Here is a 16,787-nt window from a genome sequence, read left to right as displayed (position 1 = left end):
TGTCGCCCGCCGGCTCGTGGCCGGCCGACTCGCTCACTGCCAGTCCTCGGGGCGTTCGACCTGCTCCAGACGGAGTACCGGGCCGCTGCGGCTGTACCGGCGGATCTGTGGCAGAGGCGGGTAGTAGGCGTGGACGGAGATGGCATGCCGGTCGGTGGACTCGTTGAGCACCTCGTGAACATGGTGCCGACCGAAGGAACGGCCCCGTCCGGCCGGCAGCCGCCGCTCGCGGTCCACGTCGTCGGACAGTTCCAGCGTCTTCCAGCCGTCGGTGGGAAGCCGGGCGGCGAGGGAGTTCTCCTTCAGCTCGCCGACCGCGGTGAGGAAGGCACCGATCGACTCGGCGTGATCGTGCCAGCCGGTGCCGGTGCCGGGCGGCCAGCCGATCAGCCACGCCTCGCTGCCGCCGGGACCTTCCAGGCGCACCCAGGTGCGCCCCTCCGGGTCGAGCGGAAGCGAGGCGATCAGTTCGGCGTCGGCGGCGGTCCGCCGTACGAAGTCGAGCAGGTCCGCCTGGGTGGGCGTGGCCGCGGCAGGAGCGGCGGCCGGCGTGGCGGACGGAACAGAAGCGGAAGGAGAGACAGACACGTACACCGTCCTGTTGAGAGTTCGCGAAAAGCGCGCGGCAGCGGGGGCTCGGCGCGCTCATGAGGGAGAGAAATGCGACTTCAGCAGGTGCGGCGACACACACAGCCCGCATAGCGGACCAGGTCCATATGGACCCTCCGCCACAGGTGCACGCGAGTGTCGATCACGAAGCGGAGTACACCACTGCGTGGGCTCGGTGGTCAACTCGTCGTCGGTATGTGGACGAGCGCGCGGGAGTGCGTGGGGAGTGCATGGGGGCGCGCGAGAGTGGTCAGTGCGTGCCGGTGCCCGCCCCCGCGGTGGCCTCGGTCTCGTCCTTGGCCGCGCCGCCCAGTGTCGCCTCCGCGGCCGAGTACAGGTCGGCCGGACGGACCCCGCCCAGCGCGGTGACCAGGTGCCCGTCCGGGCGCACGAGCAGCACGGTGTGCGCGGGGGCGCCGGGGTAGGTCTCGGCGACCAGCAGTTCGGCGGGGTGCGGCAGCGCGGTCACCGCGGCCGCCAACCGGGGCATGACCCCGGCGGTCACCCAGTGCTTGCGGTCCCACACGCCCGTGCCCGGAGCGATCAGCACGACCAGCAGCGCCCCACGGCCGAGGCGGTCCCGCAGCCGGACGAAGGTGCCGTCCTCCGCCGTGACGCGCACATCGGTGATCTGCGCGCCGGGCGGCGTGTCGACCGGGATCTCCGCGTCGAGGTGCCCGGGCGCGAGCGGCGAGTCGGTGTACAGCCCCGGAGCGCCGAGCGGCCCCCGGCCCAGATGGCCGTCGGTGAGCAGCGCGTCGTGGCCGCGGGCGACGCCGGGGACGTACGAGCGCAGCCCGCCACCGCCGCGCAGTATCGGCAGCACCTGGTCGGCGGCGCGCAGCCGCGCGGCGACCACGGCGCGCCGCTCCGCCTGATAGCTGTCGAGCAGTGCCGCGTGCGGCCGGTGGTGCCAGGCCGAGGCCAGCTTCCAGGCGAGGTTGTCGACGTCCCGGAGCCCTTCGTCGAGGCCCTGGGTGCCGAGCGCGCCGAGCAGGTGGGCGGCGTCCCCGGCGAGGAAGACCCGGCCCACGCGCCACCGCCGGGCGAGCCGGTGGTGGACCGTGTGGACACCGGTGTCGAGGAGGTCGTACGGCGGTGTGGTGCCGCCCGTCCAGCCGGCCAGGGTCTCGCGGACGCGCCCCACCAGGAGTTCGGGCGTGACGAGGTCCTTGCCCGGCGGCAGCAGCCAGTCCAGGCGCCACACGCCGTCCGGCAGGGGACGGGCGGTCACCTCCCCGGCGGACGGCCCGGACGCCCGCCACGGCGGCAGCCGGTGCAGCAACGCCCAGTCCGGCCGGGGCAGTTCGGCACGCAACGCGGCGACGGCGTGCCGCTCCACCGCCGTACGGCCGGGGAAGCGGATGTCCTGGAGTTTGCGCACGGTGGAGCGGGGGCCGTCGCATCCGACGAGATAGCTGCCGCGCCACCAGGTGCCGCCCGGGTCCCGGGTGTGCGCGGTGACGCCCGACGGTTCCTGCTCGATGGTGTCGAGGCGGCTGTTCAGCACCAGCCTGGCCAGTGGTTCGTCCGTGAGCGCGGCGCGCAGGGCGCCGGTCAGCAGGTGCTGTGCGAGATGCAGCGGGCCGGGCTCGGTGTCGCCGAACTCGATCTCGCCCATCACCTGCTTGCGCCGCAGCGACCGCCATCCGGCCCAGCGCAGCCCGTGCTCGGCGAGCGGCACGCCGGTGAGCCGTGTCACCAGCGCGGCGGTGTCCTCGCGCAGCACGACGGTGCGCGCGGTGCGTGGTTCGTCCGTGCCGGAACCCTCGTCCAGAACGACGGACGGCACGTCCTGACGGGCCAGCGCCAGGGCGAGCGTGAGCCCGACGGGCCCCGCTCCGACGATGATCACCGGGTCCACGGCGCGGCGCCCCCTGCCCACAGCTGTGCCTGGACGGACGTGGGTGAACAGGAAGGTGGAGCAGGGTGCACGATCACAGAACGTATGCAACCCATTGCCGGTGTTTGCGTCAAGTGACCAGGGGCAGTGGCGATCATGCCACTGCCCCGCACTGTTGTCGCTTCGTCAGTTCATCGGCTCATGGGACTGCGACCCGCCCGCGGGCCCAGCCATCACGACGGGCCATCCGGTCCAAGCTGCCGCCAGTCCACGGCGCCAGTCGGCCCAAGGACCCGGCAGGCTGCTCACGGGACTGACCGACGCTCAGCTCCTTGCCAGACTCACCCGGTCCTCGTCCGGCTCACCCGGTCCTCGTCACGTCGCCGTGCTCGCCCGGGGCGGCCAGTTCGTCGACCGCGCCGGCGCCGACCACGACGCCCGTGGACTTCCTGCCCCGCCGCAGCCGCCGCTCCAGCCAGCCCGCGAAGGAGGTGAGCGAGAAGTTGATCACAATGAAGATCAGGGCCACGACCGTGAAGGACGCGATCGTGTTGGCCCCGTAGTAGCTGCTCATCGTGTTGGCCGAGGACAGCAGCTCGGGGAAGGTCAGGACCGCGCCGCCGATCGCCGTGTCCTTCACGATCACCACGAGTTGGCTGACGATCGCCGGGAGCATCGCGGTGACCGCCTGCGGCAGCAGGACCACCCGCATCGTCTGGCCCTTGCGCAGACCGATCGCCATCGCGGCCTCGGACTGGCCCCGGGGCAGCGACAGGATGCCGGCCCGCACGATCTCGGCCAGGACCGAGGCGTTGTACAGCACGAGACCGGTGACTACGGCGTACAACGGCCGGTTGTCCGAGCTGACGTCGGTGTACTCGGAGTACAGGGCGAGCCCGAAGACCATCAGCACCAGCACCGGGATCGCCCGGAAGAACTCGACCACGATCGAGGCCGGTACCCGCACCCAGACGTGGTCCGAGAGCCGGGCTATGCCGAAGAACGCGCCCAGCGGCAGCGCGATGACCATCGACAGCGCCGCGGCCTTCAGCGTGTTCTCCAGGCCGGGCCAGACGTACGTCGAGTACGCCTCGGTGCCGCTCAGGAACGGCTTCCACTTCTCCCAGGCCAACTGGTCCTTGTCCGCGAGGGTGCTGAACACCCACCACAGGACGGCGGCCAGGGCGACGACGAAGACCGCCGTGTAGAGGACGTTGCGCCGTTTGGCGCGCGGGCCCTGGGAGTCGTACAGGACCGAGCTCATCGCTTCACCGCCACCTTCTTGCCCACCCAGCCGAGGATCAGCCCGGTCGGCAGCGTGAGACAGCAGAAGCCGACGGCGATGATGGCTGAGATCAGCACCAACTGTGCCTCGTTCTCGACCATTTCTTTCATCAGGTACGCGGCCTCCACCACACCGATCGCGGCGGCCACGGTGGTGTTCTTGGTCAGCGCGATCAGGACGTTGGCCAGCGGGCCGACGGCTGCCCTGAACGCCTGCGGCAGCACCACAAGGCCCAGTACCTGGGTGAAGTTGAGGCCGATCGCCCGAGCCGCCTCGGCCTGCCCGACCGGCACCGTGTTGATGCCGGACCTCAGCGCCTCGCACACGAAGGCGGACGTGTAGACGATCAACCCGAGCACGGCGAGGCGGAAGTTGATGACCTTGAAGTCGTCCGAGCCGAGGTTGATGCCCAGCGTCTGGTTGAGGCCGAGCGAGCTGAACAGGATGATCACCGTGAGCGGGATGTTCCGCACGATGTTCACGTACGCGGTGCCGAAACCGCGCATCAGCGGCACCGGGCCCACCCGCATGGCGGCCAGCAAGGTGCCCCAGATCAGGGAGCCGACGGCGGCCAGCAGCGTCAGCTGCACCGTCGTCCAGAAGGCCCCCAGCAGGTCGTAACCTTCAAGAAAGTCGAACACGATCTCCCGCGCTTCCGCGTGTAGGGATGCCCGGGTGCGCCGCCCCGAGAGCGGCGCACCGGCCGGGCGCTGCCTCAACTCTTGATGTCGCCGATCTTCGGCGCGGGCTCGTTCTTGTAGTTGGCCGGACCGAAGTTGGCGTCCACGGCCTTCTGCCAGGAACCGTCGGAGGACATCTCCTCAAGGGCCTTGTTGATCTTGTCCTTGAGGTCGCTGCCCTTCTTGACGCCGATGCCGTAGTTCTCGTTGGTCATCTTGAAGCCGCCGAGCTTGAACTTGCCCTTGAACTGCGACTGCGCGGCGTAGCCGGCGAGGATGTCGTCGTCCGTGGTGAGCGCGTCGATGGCGCCGTTCTGCAGACCGTTCAGGCACGCCGAGTACGTCGGGTACTGCTGCAGGTTGGCCTTGGGGGCCAGCTTGTCGTGCACGTTCTGCGCCGAGGTCGAACCGGCCACCGAGCACAGGTTCTTGTTGTTGAGGTCCGCGGGCGACTTGATGCTCTTGTCGTCCGCGCGGAGCAGCACGTCCTGGTGGGCCAGGAGGTACGGGCCGGCGAAGTCCACCAGCTGCTGGCGCTCCGGGGTGATCGAGTAGGAAGCGACGATGAAGTCCACGTCACCGCGCTTGAGCATCGTCTCGCGGTCGGCGCTCTTGGACTCCTTCCACTCGATCTGGTTCGCGTCGTAGCCGAGCTTCTTGGCGACGTAGGTGGCCACGTCGACGTCGAAGCCCGAGTAGCCCTGGGGCGTCTTCTGGCCGACGCCGGGCTGGTCGAACTTGATGCCGATGGTGATCTTGTCCCCGTTGCCCGAGGAACCACCGTCGTCCTTCTTGCCGGAACTGCACGCGGTGGCGGCCACGGAGAGGGCGAGCACGGCGGCCGAGGCTGCGGTGATCTTGCGGAGCTTCATGCTGAACATCCTTCGTGTGGTGAGGAAGCGGGCCGCCGGTGCGGGCGAACCCCGGCCGTGCGGGATGCGTGCGGGCGTCGTCGGGCCGTGCGGAGTACGTGGGGGACTAATCGGTCGTGCGGGTTCGGCGGACTCGTCGGGACGTGCGGGATCCGGGGGGACTCGCGTGTCCCCGAACTGCGTGCCGGTGGCCTCAGGTCCCTCAGGTCCCTCGGATCCTTCAGGTCCTCGGGGCTGCGGGCCGGCGTCGTCGGAGCGGCGTCCGGTCCGCCTGACGGTGCCGCCCGCCGTCCGGACCGCGCGCCGGCGGCGCCGGATCGTCGTCGGGAAGGCGAGCGGGCGCCGTCAAGCGGGCGCCGTCAGTGGTGCAGGATCTTCGACAGGAAGTCCTTGGCCCGGTCGCTGCGCGGGTTGCTGAAGAACTGGTCCGGCGCGGACTGTTCCACGATGCGGCCGTCCGCCATGAAGACCACGCGGTTCGCGGCCGAGCGCGCGAAGCCCATCTCATGGGTGACGACGATCATGGTCATACCGTCCCGGGCGAGCTGCTGCATGACCTCCAGGACCTCGTTGATCATCTCGGGGTCCAGGGCGGAGGTCGGCTCGTCGAACAGCATCACCTTCGGATCCATCGCCAGAGCCCGAGCGATGGCGACGCGCTGCTGCTGACCACCGGAGAGCTGCGCCGGGTACTTGTCCGCCTGGGTGCCCACGCCGACCCGGTCGAGCAGGGTCCGGGCCGTCTCCTCGGCCTGCTTCTTCTCCGTCCTGCGTACCTTGACCTGACCCAGCATCACGTTTTCGAGCACGGTCTTGTGCGCGAAGAGATTGAACGACTGGAACACCATCCCGACGTCCGCCCGCAGCCGGGCCAGTTCCTTGCCCTCCTGGGGCAGCGGCTTGCCGTCGATCGTGATGGTGCCCGAATCGATGCTCTCCAGGCGGTTGATGGTGCGGCACAGGGTCGACTTACCGGACCCGGAGGGTCCGATGACCACCACCACCTCACCGCGAGTGATCGTCAGATCGATGTCCTGGAGCACGTGCAACGCGCCGAAGTGCTTGTTGACGCTATTCAGGACGACCAGATCGCCGGTCGCGGCCACGTCTTCCTTGGCCACCGATACTTCGGTCATCGCTCTCAGGCTCCGTCCTCCTCGGTTTTGGAGGACAGTAATGACCCAGTGCCACGGCCGTCAGCACATCTGAGGGGAATCTGAGCATCACAATCCGATAGCAATCGGACACGTGTCGTAGCAGTTGCGCCCTGGTCACGTATCGGCCGAGTAACGGATGCTCTGGGTAACCAGAACACCCTTGACGCCGTCATCCTCCATCGGCGTGACTGCACTTGGCACGCGCGATGTCGTCCACGCGCGCGTGGACGACATCTTGTTCCTGGAAACTTATTCTTGCGGGCCGGTTGTGAACCGGGTCCGTACGACCGCTGAACCGGAGGGGGCCGGAATGAGACTGTTGCTCGTCGAGGACGACAACCACGTCGCAGCCGCACTGTCCGCGATCCTGGCCCGGCACGGGTTCGACGTCACGCACGCCCGCAGCGGCGAGGAAGCGCTCCAGGCGCTCGTTCCCGAAGGCCCCGGCTTCGGCGTGGTCCTGCTCGACCTGGGCCTGCCCGACCAGGACGGCTACGAGGTGTGCGGCAAGATCCGCAAACGCACCAACACCCCGGTGATCATGGTCACCGCACGTTCCGACGTCCGCTCCCGCATCCACGGCCTCAACCTCGGCGCGGACGACTACGTGGTGAAGCCGTACGACACCGGGGAACTGCTCGCCCGGATCCACGCCGTCAGCCGGCGCACCGTCCACGAGGACTCCGCGACCAGCGGCGAGAGCGCGCTGCGCCTCGGCCCGGTGCAGATAGAGCTGCCCAACCGCCAGGTCAAGGTGGACGGCACCGTCGTCCAGCTGACCCGCAAGGAGTTCGACCTGCTCGCGCTGCTCGCGCAGCGGCCGGGCGTGGTGTTCCGGCGCGAGCAGATCATCAGCGAGGTCTGGCGCACCAGTTGGGAGGGCACCGGGCGCACCCTGGAGGTGCACGTCGCCTCGCTGCGCGCCAAACTGCGCATGCCCGCGCTGATCGAGACCGTACGCGGCGTGGGCTACCGGCTCGTCGCCCCGGCCGCGTAGCGGGGACGGGTGCGCACACGGCTCCTCCCGCTGCTCATCGTCCTGATGGCCGCGGTGCTGCTCGCGCTCGGCCTCCCGCTCGCCATGAGCGGCGCCGCCGCCCAGCAGCAGACGGTGGTCGTCGACCGGATCGACGACACCGCCCGGTTCGCCGCACTGGCCCAGTTCGTCACCGACGCGCCCACCGGGTCGCGCCGTTCGACCGAGGACGAGCGCAAGGAGACCCTGCGCCGCGAACTCACCAGCTACTACGAGGTCTACGGCATCCGGGCGGGCGTCTTCTACCGCAACGCCTCACCGATGGCGAACGCACCCGGCGACTGGCTGCTGCCCGCGGAGGGCGAGGTGCGCGACGCCTTCGAGGAGGCGCTCCTCAGCCGGCGCAGCCACGACCCGCAGCAGGTGTGGCCCTGGCAGCGCAGTCGGCTCGTCGTCGCCTCACCGGTGATCCGCGACGGTGACGTCATGGCCGTGGTGGTCACCGACTCGCCGACCGGCGCCATGCGGTCCAGGACACTGCGCGGCTGGCTGCTCATCGCCACGGGTGAGTTCGCCGCGATGCTGCTGGCCGTCGGCGCCGCCCTGCGGCTGACCGGCTGGGTGCTGCGGCCCGTGCGCGTCCTGGACGCCACCACCCACGACATCGCCACCGGGCGCCTGAAATCACGGGTGGCGGTGGCCGGCGGCCCGCCGGAACTGCGCAGACTGGCCCGTTCGTTCAACGAGATGGTGGACAACGTCGAGAGCGTGCTGGAGCAGCAGCGCGCCTTCGTCGCCGACGCCTCGCACCAGTTGCGCAATCCGCTCTCGGCGCTGCTGCTGCGCATCGAACTGCTCGCCCTCGAACTGCCCGCGGGCAACGAGGAGATCGCCTCTGTGCAGACCGAGGGCAGACGGCTCGCCCAGGTCCTGGACGACCTGCTCGACCTCGCCCTGGCCGAGCACGCCGAGGCGGACCTGCGGCTCACGGACATCGGGCAGCTCGCCGCCGAGCGGGTGGCCGCCTGGGCGCCGGCTGCCGGGGCCAGGGGTGTCCGGCTGGCCGGCGACTGCCCGCCGACCACCGGCTGGGCGGACCCGATCACGCTCTCCAGCGCCCTGGACGCGGTGATCGACAACGCGGTGAAGTTCACGCCCGAGGACGGCGTGGTCGAGGTCGCCGTCGCTGCCAACGGTGAGAGCGCGACGGTCGTCGTCACGGACACCGGACCCGGCCTGACCGATGAGGAACTGGCCCGCGTCGGCGACCGTTTCTGGCGCAGCGGACGCCATCAGAACATCAAGGGGTCCGGCCTCGGACTGTCCATCACCCGGGCTCTGCTCGCGGCGGGCGGCGGCTCGATCGGGTACGGGCATCACGTGCCGCGGGGCCTGACGGTGACGGTGACGGTGCCCAGGCACGGCCCGTCGGCCCGCGGCACGGCCATGGGGTGACCTTGCCGGACCGACCCCGCGGGTCACGCCGGTCCTGACGACGCCAGGGGCTCGACCGCCCGGTGGATCCGGGAGGGGCACGACGGTGCGGGCACGCAGGCCGGACCGGCTCCGCGGGCACGCGCGCGTCGGCATGGACCCACCGTCCGCCCCCGCCCGTCCGCCCGTCCGCCCGGGTCCGGGGCGGCGGGCGCCGGGCCGCTCCCGGTGGTGTGCCTACGGTTTGACCGACCGGTAGTACCGCCGTGCGCCCTCGTGCAGGGCCAGCGGATCGGTGTAGATCGCGGTACGCAGATCGACCAGTTGGGCGGAGTGGACATGGCTGCCGATGTCGTCACGGCTCTTGATCACCGTACGGGTCAGCCACTCGGTCAGCTTCGGGTCCACGTCCTTGCGGGTGATCAGCAGGTTGGAGACGGCGATCGTCGGCACGGGCACGCTCTGCTGGGCGGCCGGATAGGCCGACTCGGGCATGCTGGTGGTGCGGTAGTAGCGGGTGACGTCGCCCTGGCCGCGCAGCTTGGCCACGAGATCGGCCCCTATCGGGATGAACCGGATGGCGAAGTTCCGGGCCACCTCGGACAGCCCCTTGGTCGGCAGGCCGCCCGACCAGAAGAACGCGTCGATGTCGCCCTCCCTCAGCCGGTCGGGCCCGGTGTCGATCCCGTCGGCCACGGGCGTGATGTCCTTGCCGGGGTCGATGCCGGCCGCTCTGAGGATCCGGTCGGCGATGAGCCGCACCCCGGAGTCGACCGGTCCGATGGCCACCCGCTTGTGCCTCAGGTCCGCGACCGAGTGCACATCGGAGTCGCGCGCCACGATGAGCTGCATGTAGTCGTCGTACAACCGGGCCACGCCGCGCAGGTCCCGCGCGCCGGGCTCGTTCCCGAGCAGGTACGTCTCCACCGCGTCGGCCGCCGCGATGGTGAAGTCGGCCTTGCCGGTCGCCACCCGCTGCACGTTCTCCTGCGAACCCGCGCTGCTCAGCAGCTTCACCGTCAGCCCCGGCATGTCCTTGTCGAGTTCGCTGCGCAGCCGCTGACCGTATTCCTGGTACACCCCGCGCTTTGTCCCGGTGCTGAAGACGATCGTCCCGGTCGGCGGGGTCTCGCCCAGGGGCAGCAGCCACCACGCCAGCAGCGCGAGGGCGACGGCGCCGACCGCCGCGCCCTGGAACGTCCGGCGCCTGCCGAGCCGGGGGAACACCTTGGACATGCGCGCGATCCTGCCAGCCCGTGCGCGTTCCTGACCAGGCCGAGCAGCCACAGTGATGTCACAGCCGGCCGCTACAGTCGCCGTATGACCTCTTCGCCCGCCGACCTCGTCCGTGAGTTCCACCTGGCCTTCGGCCTCGACGCCCGCAGCAGACCGGCCGAGGTGTCGCCCGAACTGGCCGCGCACCGCGGGGAACTGCTCGCCGAGGAGGCCGCGGAGGTCGCCGAGGTCTCGGTCACGGGCCCCCTGGACCGGCTCGCGCACGAACTGGCCGACGTGGTCTACGTCGCGTACGGCACGGCGCTGGTCCACGGGATCGACCTCGACGCGGTGCTGGCCGAGGTGCACCGCTCCAACATGAGCAAGCGCGGGCCCGACGGACAGATCTCCCGCCGGGCCGACGGCAAGGTGCTCAAGGGCGATCACTACGCGGCGCCGGACGTCTCCGCGGTCCTGCGCCGCCAGGGCTGGGCCTCCGGCGGCAGGGTCCCCGAAGGCGCCTGACCTCGGGTCCCGGGCGGGAGAGGCGCCCGGCCCGGGTGCCGCGGCGGGGCCCGGTGGTGGCCCCACGGGCCGCACCGGCGGGGGCCCGCCAGGAAGCGCCTACCCTTGAGGAATGACCAGCAGCAGCGACCGGAGCCCCGCAGTGGACGTTCGAGGACCTAAGAGCTACGAAATCCGCACCTACGGGTGCCAGATGAACGTCCACGATTCCGAGCGATTGTCCGGGCTGCTCGAAGAAGCCGGTTATGTGCGCGCACCCGAGGGTTCGGACGGCGACGCGGACGTCGTCGTCTTCAACACGTGCGCCGTGCGCGAGAACGCCGACAACCGCCTGTACGGCAACCTGGGCCGGCTCGCGCCGAAGAAGACCCAGCGCCCCGGGATGCAGATCGCGGTCGGCGGCTGCCTGGCCCAGAAGGACCGGGACACGATCGTGAACAAGGCGCCCTGGGTGGACGTCGTCTTCGGCACGCACAACATCGGCAGGCTCCCGGTCCTGCTGGAGCGCGCCCGCGTGCAGCAGGAGGCCCAGGTCGAGATCGCCGAGTCGCTGGAGGCGTTCCCCTCGACGCTGCCGACCCGGCGGGAGAGCGCGTACGCGGCCTGGGTGTCGATCTCCGTCGGCTGCAACAACACCTGCACCTTCTGCATCGTCCCGGCGCTGCGCGGCAAGGAGAAGGACCGCCGCCCCGGCGACATCCTCGCCGAGGTCGAGGCCCTGGTCGCCGAGGGCGTCTCCGAAATCACGCTGCTCGGCCAGAACGTCAACGCGTACGGCTCCGACATCGGCGACCGCGAGGCGTTCAGCAAGCTGCTGCGCGCCTGCGGCGCCGTCGAGGGCCTGCAGCGGGTGCGCTTCACCTCGCCGCACCCCCGCGACTTCACCGACGACGTGATCGCCGCCATGGCCGAGACGCCGAACGTCATGCCGCAGCTGCACATGCCGCTCCAGTCCGGTTCCGACACCGTACTGAAGGCGATGCGCCGCTCCTACCGGCAGGAGCGCTACCTCGGGATCATCGAGAAGGTGCGCGCCGCGATCCCGTACGCGGCGATCACCACCGACATCATCGTGGGCTTCCCCGGGGAGACGGAGGAGGACTTCGAGCAGACCCTGCACGTCGTCCGCGAGGCACGCTTCACGCAGGCGTTCACCTTCCAGTACTCCAAGCGGCCCGGCACCCCGGCCGCCACCATGGACGGCCAGATCCCCAAGGAGGTCGTCCAGGCACGCTACGAGCGGCTCGTCGCCCTTCAGGAGGAGATCTCCTGGGAGGAGAACAAGAAGCAGGTCGGCCGCACCCTGGAGCTGATGGTCGCGGAGGGCGAGGGCCGCAAGGACGGCGCCACCCACCGCCTCTCGGGCCGTGCCCCCGACAACCGCCTGGTCCACTTCACCAGGCCCGAGCAGCCGGTGCGCCCCGGCGACATGGTCACCGTGGAGGTGACCTACGCCGCCCCGCACCACCTGCTCGCCGAGGGACCCGTCCTCGACGTGCGCCGTACGCGCGCGGGTGACGCGTGGGAGAAGCGCACCGCCGAGGAGTCGGTCAAGCCGGCCGGCGTCATGCTGGGCCTGCCGAAGATCGGCGCTCCGGAGCCCCTGCCGGTCGCCGCGGGCGCCTGCGGCTGCGACTGACGTACGCTGCCGGTCATGCTCGTCGCCGCCGCCGTCTGCCCCTGTCCGCCCCTCCTCGTACCCGAGGTCGCCGCGGGCGCCGCGGCGGAACTGGACGCCGCGCGTGCCGCGTGCGCGGACGCGCTCGGTGTACTGGCGGCGGCCCGCCCCGACCGGCTGGTGGTCGTCGGGCCCGCCGAGCAGGAAGGGCGCGGTGCCCACCCGCAGGGCGCCCGGGGATCGTTCCGCGGGTTCGGTGTGGATCTCGACGTGCGGCTGGGTCCCGCCGGGGACCCGTCGGCCGACGGGCGCGAGCTGCCGCCGTCGCTCGCCGTGGCCGCGTGGCTGCTGCAACGGACCGACTGGGCCGATGCCCCGATCGAGGGACTCGGCGTGGGGGAACCGCTGGCGCCCGAGCGGTGTATTGAAGTGGGAAGGGAAATCGGCGCGCGGGCCGCGCGGACGGCACTGCTGGTGATGGGCGACGCCAGCGCGTGCCGCACGCTCAAGGCACCGGGCTACCTGGACGAGCGGGCGCTGCCGTTCGACGCGGAGGTCGCGCGTGCGCTGGGGGCGGCGGACTGGGCGGCACTCGTGGCACTGGACACCGAGTTGGCGTACGAACTGAAGGTCTCGGGCCGTGCCCCGTGGCAGGTCCTGGCGGGTGCCGCCGAGGGCGCGGACCTGACCGGCACCCTCCTCTACGAGGACGCGCCCTACGGCGTGGGGTACCTGGTGGCGGCCTGGTCATGAGGCATGTGGTCCGCGTCCCGGACGCGGACCACATGATCAGGAGGACGGCGGGGGTGTCTCCGACGTGCCGCCCGCCGTACCGGTCGACTCCTTGGTCGGCGTGGTCCCACTCGCGTCGGCAGCGCCGGCGCCCGCCTCGGACTCGCCCTTGTGCGCGATCCGGTCCATGGCGTCCTTGGCCTTGTGGGTACCCGCGTGGATCTTGTCGCTGTACTTGCCCTTGGTCTTCTCGTCGACCACCTTGGCGGCCTTGTCGAGACCGTCCTGGATCTTGCCCCCGTGCTGCTGCGCGAGGTCCGACACCTTGTCCTTGGCCGGGCCCAGCTTGGCCTTCACATTGTCGAAAAGACCCATGGTCCACTCTCCTTGCCGGACGGTTGCGTGCGGGCACCCGCACCGTCCCCGTCGTCCCCGCGGCGCCCGCGCCTCGGTTCCGGCCAAGAACCGGAACGCGGGGCGGCGCGCCCGCATCCGCTTCCGTCGAGTGCCCGTACGTGAAGTGCCCACATACGCTCCATACGGTACCCGCGCGGGCGGAATTACGCGTGACCCCGAACCTTTCCTGACGGCCCTCGAACCGGCCCAGGGCGCGTGGAACGGCGCCGGGCGGGGCGCGCGGCCCTGCCGGGTCGGCCCGCGGCCCTGCCGGGCGGGCTGTGAGACCCCCTGTCGCATCACGCCGGGCCGGTCGTGGAACCTTGCCGGACCTTGCCCGGTGGGCCGAGGAGCCCTGTCGGGAGGGGTGTGGACCCCTGTGGTGCGGGCCCGTGCACGGCCGTCGTACAACCCGATCGCAATACGGCCCGGGGGTTTGCGAAACTGGGGCGGTGAGCAGTGCACCCCCCGCCCCCCGAGTCATCGCCGTCGTCGGACCCACCGCGGCGGGCAAGTCCGATCTGGGCGTCTTCCTCGCCCAGCGGCTCGGCGGCGAGGTGATCAACGCCGACTCCATGCAGCTCTACCGTGGCATGGACATCGGCACCGCCAAGCTGACTCCCGAGGAGCGCGGTGGCGTCCCGCACCATCTATTGGACATCTGGGACATCACGGTCACCGCGTCCGTCGCGGAGTACCAGAGGCTGGCGCGCGCCCGGATCGACGCCCTGCTCGCCCAGGGACGCTGGCCGATCCTGGTCGGCGGCTCGGGCCTCTACGTCCGCGGAGCGGTCGACAACCTGGAGTTCCCCGGCACCGATCCCGAGGTCAGGACCCGGCTGGAGGACGAACTCGCACTGCGCGGCTCGGGGGCGCTGCACGCCCGCCTCGCCGCCGCCGACCCCCAGGCCGCCCGGGTGATCCTGCCCAGCAACGGCCGCCGTATCGTCCGGGCCCTGGAAGTGATCGAGATCACGGGCCGGCCCTTCACCGCCAACCTTCCGGGCCATGACTCGGTCTACGACACCGTCCAGATCGGCGTCGACGTGGCCCGCCCCGAACTCGACGACCGCATCGCCCGTCGCGTCGACCGCATGTGGGAGGCGGGCCTGGTCGCCGAGGTGCGCGCACTGGAGGCGCGCGGCCTGCGCGAGGGGCGTACGGCGTCGCGCGCGCTCGGCTACCAGCAGGTGCTCGCGGCACTGTCCGGGGACTGCACCGAACAGGAGGCCCGGGCGGAGACCGTACGCGCCACCAAACGCTTCGCGCGCCGCCAGGATTCGTGGTTCAGACGGGACCCCCGTGTGCACTGGTTGAGTGGGGCCGTGGCGGACCGTTCGGAACTTCCGCACCTCGCACTGACGTTGGTCGAACGACCGGTCACAGCCTGATCACGTGATGGCATCGGGATGCGCCGCCGGTCATCGGGGCCTGTGGCGCCATGCCATCATCGAGCTTCGATCGACCAAGTGGAGTCTGAGTTGGGAGGGCGCGTGGCGATGGAGGCCGGCCCTCGCGACACCGCACAAGACACCGAGCACGCCACCCCCGGAAGGGGCGAAGCGGAGCAGGTCGAGGACGGCCTGAGCCCCGACGGACCCGACGAGACGCCGGGTGGTGTGACCGACGACGGGCCGGCGCCCGAGGAGATGTTCACCAGCGGGCCCGAGGTCGAGGTCGAACTGCGGCCGCAGCGTCGGCTGCGCATCTGGCAGCTCGCCCCCATCGTGGCCCTGGCCGCGGTCGGCTCCCTGATGTTCGCCTTCCCGCTCGCCTTCGACTTCGGCGACAGCGGCGCGGTGATCGCGATGCTCGGCCTGCTGATCTGCGCCTGCTCCGCCGGCTGGGGCATGATGGCCGCCCGCCGGGTCGGACACACCCTGCCGGGACTGCCCCCGCGGGGCTCGGGACGCCGCCCCGACTGGCGGGTCCTCCTGGCCTACGTCCTGGTCGTGGCTGTGGTGGCGGTCCTCGCCGTGTGGCGGGTGGCCCGACTGCGCCACTGATCCGGACGTGCCGGGCCGGGGGCACGGCAGGCCGCCGGACGCGGCCCGCCCCAAGGCCCCCGTACCTCCGCGCGATCGGTGAGCCGCCGCGGACTTGAACAGCTGTGGTTCTTGGAACCCCTGTCGGTCTTGGAGTCGTCGCAGGTCCTGGAACTGCCGTGGGCCTTGCGCCGTCGTCGGTCCCGGCACCGCCGCACGACCCGGCGATGTCAGGGCGACCCCGTACGATCGAGGAATGAGCACGCGGATCGCCTTCCTCAAGGGTCACGGCACGGAGAACGACTTCGTGATCGTCCCCGACCCGGACAACGCCCTCGACCTGACGCCGGCCGTCGTCGCGGCCCTGTGCGACCGCCGCGCCGGCCTCGGCGGCGACGGCGTGCTGCACGTGGTGCGCTCCGCGGCCCATCCGGAAGCCGCGGGGATGGCGTCCGACGCCGCGTGGTTCATGGACTACCGCAACAGCGACGGATCGATCGCGGAGATGTGCGGCAACGGAGTGCGGGTGTTCGCCCGCTACCTCCAGCACGCCGGGCACACGGACGAAGGCGATCTCGCCATCGCCACGCGCGCGGGTGTGAAGACCGTGCACATCGCCAAGAACGGCGACATCACGGTCGGCATGGGGAGCGCGCGGCTGCCCGGGGGAGACGTGACGGTCGGCGTCGGCGAGCGCAGCTGGCCCGCGCGGAACGTGAACATGGGCAACCCGCACGCCGTCGCCTTCGTCGACGACCTCGCGCACGCCGGCGACCTCCTCGCCCCGCCGCCGTACAGCCCGGCCGCCGCCTATCCCGACGGGGCCAACATCGAGTTCGTCGTCGACCGCGGGCCCCGGCACGTCGCCATGCGCGTGCACGAGCGCGGCTCCGGCGAGACCCGCTCCTGCGGCACGGGCGCGTGCGCCGTCGCCGTGGCCGCCGCCCACCGGGACGGGGCCGACCCGGCCGTCACCGGAGCGCCGGCGACCTACACCGTGGACCTGCCCGGCGGACGCCTGGTGATCACCCTGCGGCCGGACGGCGAGATCGAGATGACCGGTCCTGCGGTGATCGTGGCCGAGGGCGAGATCTACGCCGAATGGCTGGAGAACGCGGTCCGCTGACCCGCGCGCGGCGCGGCGGTTGCCTGGGAACCGACCCCGCGAAACGCGGCGCGACCACCCGCCACGCGCGCTCTCGGCCGACGGCGTCCGCGGCCGGGTGAACCAGTTCGAAACCACGGTCACCGCTGTCCGCGGCCGAGTGAACCGGTTCGAAACCACGACCGACCCCAGAGTGCTCGGCGCGATCGTAAACCTCCGGATCGTCGCTCAAACAGGTGATCCGTTTCACGCTCGGCGAGAGGCGGTCAGTCGGGCGTGATGGGCTCGATAGCATCAAGCACCGGCACGGACGGGGGGACGTCGCCATCCCTGAGCCTCGTATGCCCTGGGGCTC

General features: G+C 71.1%; 17 protein-coding genes. 8 read left to right on the top strand and 9 right to left on the bottom strand.

All coding sequences use genetic code 11. The annotated features are described in order from the left end of the window. Positions 1 to 33: 33 nt before the first annotated feature. The 7 genes from ACFY2B_RS38645 to ACFY2B_RS38615 form a co-directional block, all read right to left on the bottom strand. Positions 34 to 588 (bottom strand): cysteine dioxygenase, encoded by a 555-nt coding sequence (locus ACFY2B_RS38645; protein ID WP_390767731.1) that lies wholly within the window; start codon positions 586 to 588, stop codon positions 34 to 36. Positions 589 to 668: 80 nt separating this feature from the next. Further along, positions 669 to 716 (bottom strand): hypothetical protein, encoded by a 48-nt coding sequence (locus ACFY2B_RS38640; RefSeq protein ID WP_351741692.1) that lies wholly within the window; start codon positions 714 to 716, stop codon positions 669 to 671. A 143-nt stretch (positions 717 to 859) separates the two neighbouring features. Next, positions 860 to 2,473 carry an FAD-dependent monooxygenase gene (locus tag ACFY2B_RS38635; RefSeq protein ID WP_390767730.1) on the bottom strand — a complete coding sequence of 538 codons (1,614 nt, stop codon included), beginning with the start codon at positions 2,471 to 2,473 and terminating at the stop codon, positions 860 to 862. Positions 2,474 to 2,813: 340 nt separating this feature from the next. Further along, a complete protein-coding gene (locus ACFY2B_RS38630) occupies positions 2,814 to 3,716 on the bottom strand; it encodes an amino acid ABC transporter permease (RefSeq protein WP_390767729.1) in 903 nt (300 codons plus the stop codon). After that, entirely contained in the window at positions 3,713 to 4,378 is a 666-nt protein-coding gene (locus tag ACFY2B_RS38625) for an amino acid ABC transporter permease (protein WP_390767728.1), read from the bottom strand. The genes ACFY2B_RS38630 and ACFY2B_RS38625 overlap by 4 nt, the downstream gene beginning before the upstream one ends. A 74-nt stretch (positions 4,379 to 4,452) precedes the next feature. Next, the gene (locus tag ACFY2B_RS38620) at positions 4,453 to 5,289 is read right to left on the bottom strand and encodes a glutamate ABC transporter substrate-binding protein (protein WP_390767727.1); all 837 of its coding nucleotides are present in this window, start codon (positions 5,287 to 5,289) and stop codon (positions 4,453 to 4,455) included. A 359-nt stretch (positions 5,290 to 5,648) separates the two neighbouring features. Then, positions 5,649 to 6,425 carry an amino acid ABC transporter ATP-binding protein gene (locus tag ACFY2B_RS38615; protein ID WP_376533603.1) on the bottom strand — a complete coding sequence of 259 codons (777 nt, stop codon included), beginning with the start codon at positions 6,423 to 6,425 and terminating at the stop codon, positions 5,649 to 5,651. 331 nt (positions 6,426 to 6,756) lie between these two features. Between ACFY2B_RS38615 and ACFY2B_RS38610 the strand changes: the two genes are divergently transcribed. After that, positions 6,757 to 7,443, top strand: coding sequence for a response regulator transcription factor (locus ACFY2B_RS38610; protein ID WP_390767726.1), 687 nt, complete (start codon positions 6,757 to 6,759; stop codon positions 7,441 to 7,443). Positions 7,444 to 7,452: 9 nt separating this feature from the next. Further along, positions 7,453 to 8,877 carry an ATP-binding protein gene (locus tag ACFY2B_RS38605; RefSeq protein WP_390767725.1) on the top strand — a complete coding sequence of 475 codons (1,425 nt, stop codon included), beginning with the start codon at positions 7,453 to 7,455 and terminating at the stop codon, positions 8,875 to 8,877. A 216-nt stretch (positions 8,878 to 9,093) separates the two neighbouring features. Here ACFY2B_RS38605 and ACFY2B_RS38600 read toward each other — a convergent pair whose 3' ends face one another. Continuing rightward, the gene (locus ACFY2B_RS38600; protein ID WP_390767724.1) at positions 9,094 to 10,092 is read right to left on the bottom strand and encodes a TAXI family TRAP transporter solute-binding subunit; all 999 of its coding nucleotides are present in this window, start codon (positions 10,090 to 10,092) and stop codon (positions 9,094 to 9,096) included. Positions 10,093 to 10,176: 84 nt separating this feature from the next. Between ACFY2B_RS38600 and ACFY2B_RS38595 the strand changes: the two genes are divergently transcribed. The 3 genes from ACFY2B_RS38595 (at position 10,177) to ACFY2B_RS38585 (ending at position 12,967) form a co-directional block, all read left to right on the top strand. Next, the gene (locus tag ACFY2B_RS38595; RefSeq protein WP_390767723.1) at positions 10,177 to 10,596 is read left to right on the top strand and encodes a MazG nucleotide pyrophosphohydrolase domain-containing protein; all 420 of its coding nucleotides are present in this window, start codon (positions 10,177 to 10,179) and stop codon (positions 10,594 to 10,596) included. Between the two features lie 112 nt (positions 10,597 to 10,708). Then, positions 10,709 to 12,235: a tRNA (N6-isopentenyl adenosine(37)-C2)-methylthiotransferase MiaB gene (miaB, locus tag ACFY2B_RS38590; RefSeq protein WP_390767722.1), complete on the top strand. Its 1,527-nt coding sequence runs from the start codon at positions 10,709 to 10,711 to the stop codon at positions 12,233 to 12,235. Positions 12,236 to 12,250: 15 nt separating this feature from the next. After that, the gene (locus tag ACFY2B_RS38585) at positions 12,251 to 12,967 is read left to right on the top strand and encodes a class III extradiol dioxygenase subunit B-like domain-containing protein (RefSeq protein ID WP_390767721.1); all 717 of its coding nucleotides are present in this window, start codon (positions 12,251 to 12,253) and stop codon (positions 12,965 to 12,967) included. Positions 12,968 to 13,003: 36 nt separating this feature from the next. On the opposite strand, the gene ACFY2B_RS38580 is transcribed toward ACFY2B_RS38585, so the two are convergent. Next, the gene (locus tag ACFY2B_RS38580; protein WP_390767720.1) at positions 13,004 to 13,321 is read right to left on the bottom strand and encodes an antitoxin; all 318 of its coding nucleotides are present in this window, start codon (positions 13,319 to 13,321) and stop codon (positions 13,004 to 13,006) included. Between the two features lie 473 nt (positions 13,322 to 13,794). Here ACFY2B_RS38580 and miaA point away from each other — a divergent pair, with 473 nt between their 5' ends. The 3 genes from miaA (at position 13,795) to dapF (ending at position 16,453) form a co-directional block, all read left to right on the top strand. Further along, positions 13,795 to 14,733: a tRNA (adenosine(37)-N6)-dimethylallyltransferase MiaA gene (gene miaA, locus ACFY2B_RS38575; RefSeq protein WP_390767719.1), complete on the top strand. Its 939-nt coding sequence runs from the start codon at positions 13,795 to 13,797 to the stop codon at positions 14,731 to 14,733. Between the two features lie 108 nt (positions 14,734 to 14,841). Next, entirely contained in the window at positions 14,842 to 15,348 is a 507-nt protein-coding gene (locus ACFY2B_RS38570; protein ID WP_390767750.1) for a hypothetical protein, read from the top strand. A gap of 235 nt (positions 15,349 to 15,583) precedes the next feature. After that, on the top strand, positions 15,584 to 16,453 hold the full coding sequence (gene dapF, locus ACFY2B_RS38565) for a diaminopimelate epimerase (protein ID WP_390767718.1): 870 nt from the start codon (positions 15,584 to 15,586) through the stop codon (positions 16,451 to 16,453). Positions 16,454 to 16,787 lie beyond the last annotated feature (334 nt).

The organism is Streptomyces sp. NPDC001270, assembly GCF_042896695.1.
Taxonomy (GTDB): Bacteria; Actinomycetota; Actinomycetes; order Streptomycetales; family Streptomycetaceae; genus Streptomyces.
Note: the sequence above shows the minus strand (reverse complement) of the source record. Positions and strands in the feature narration are given on the sequence as shown.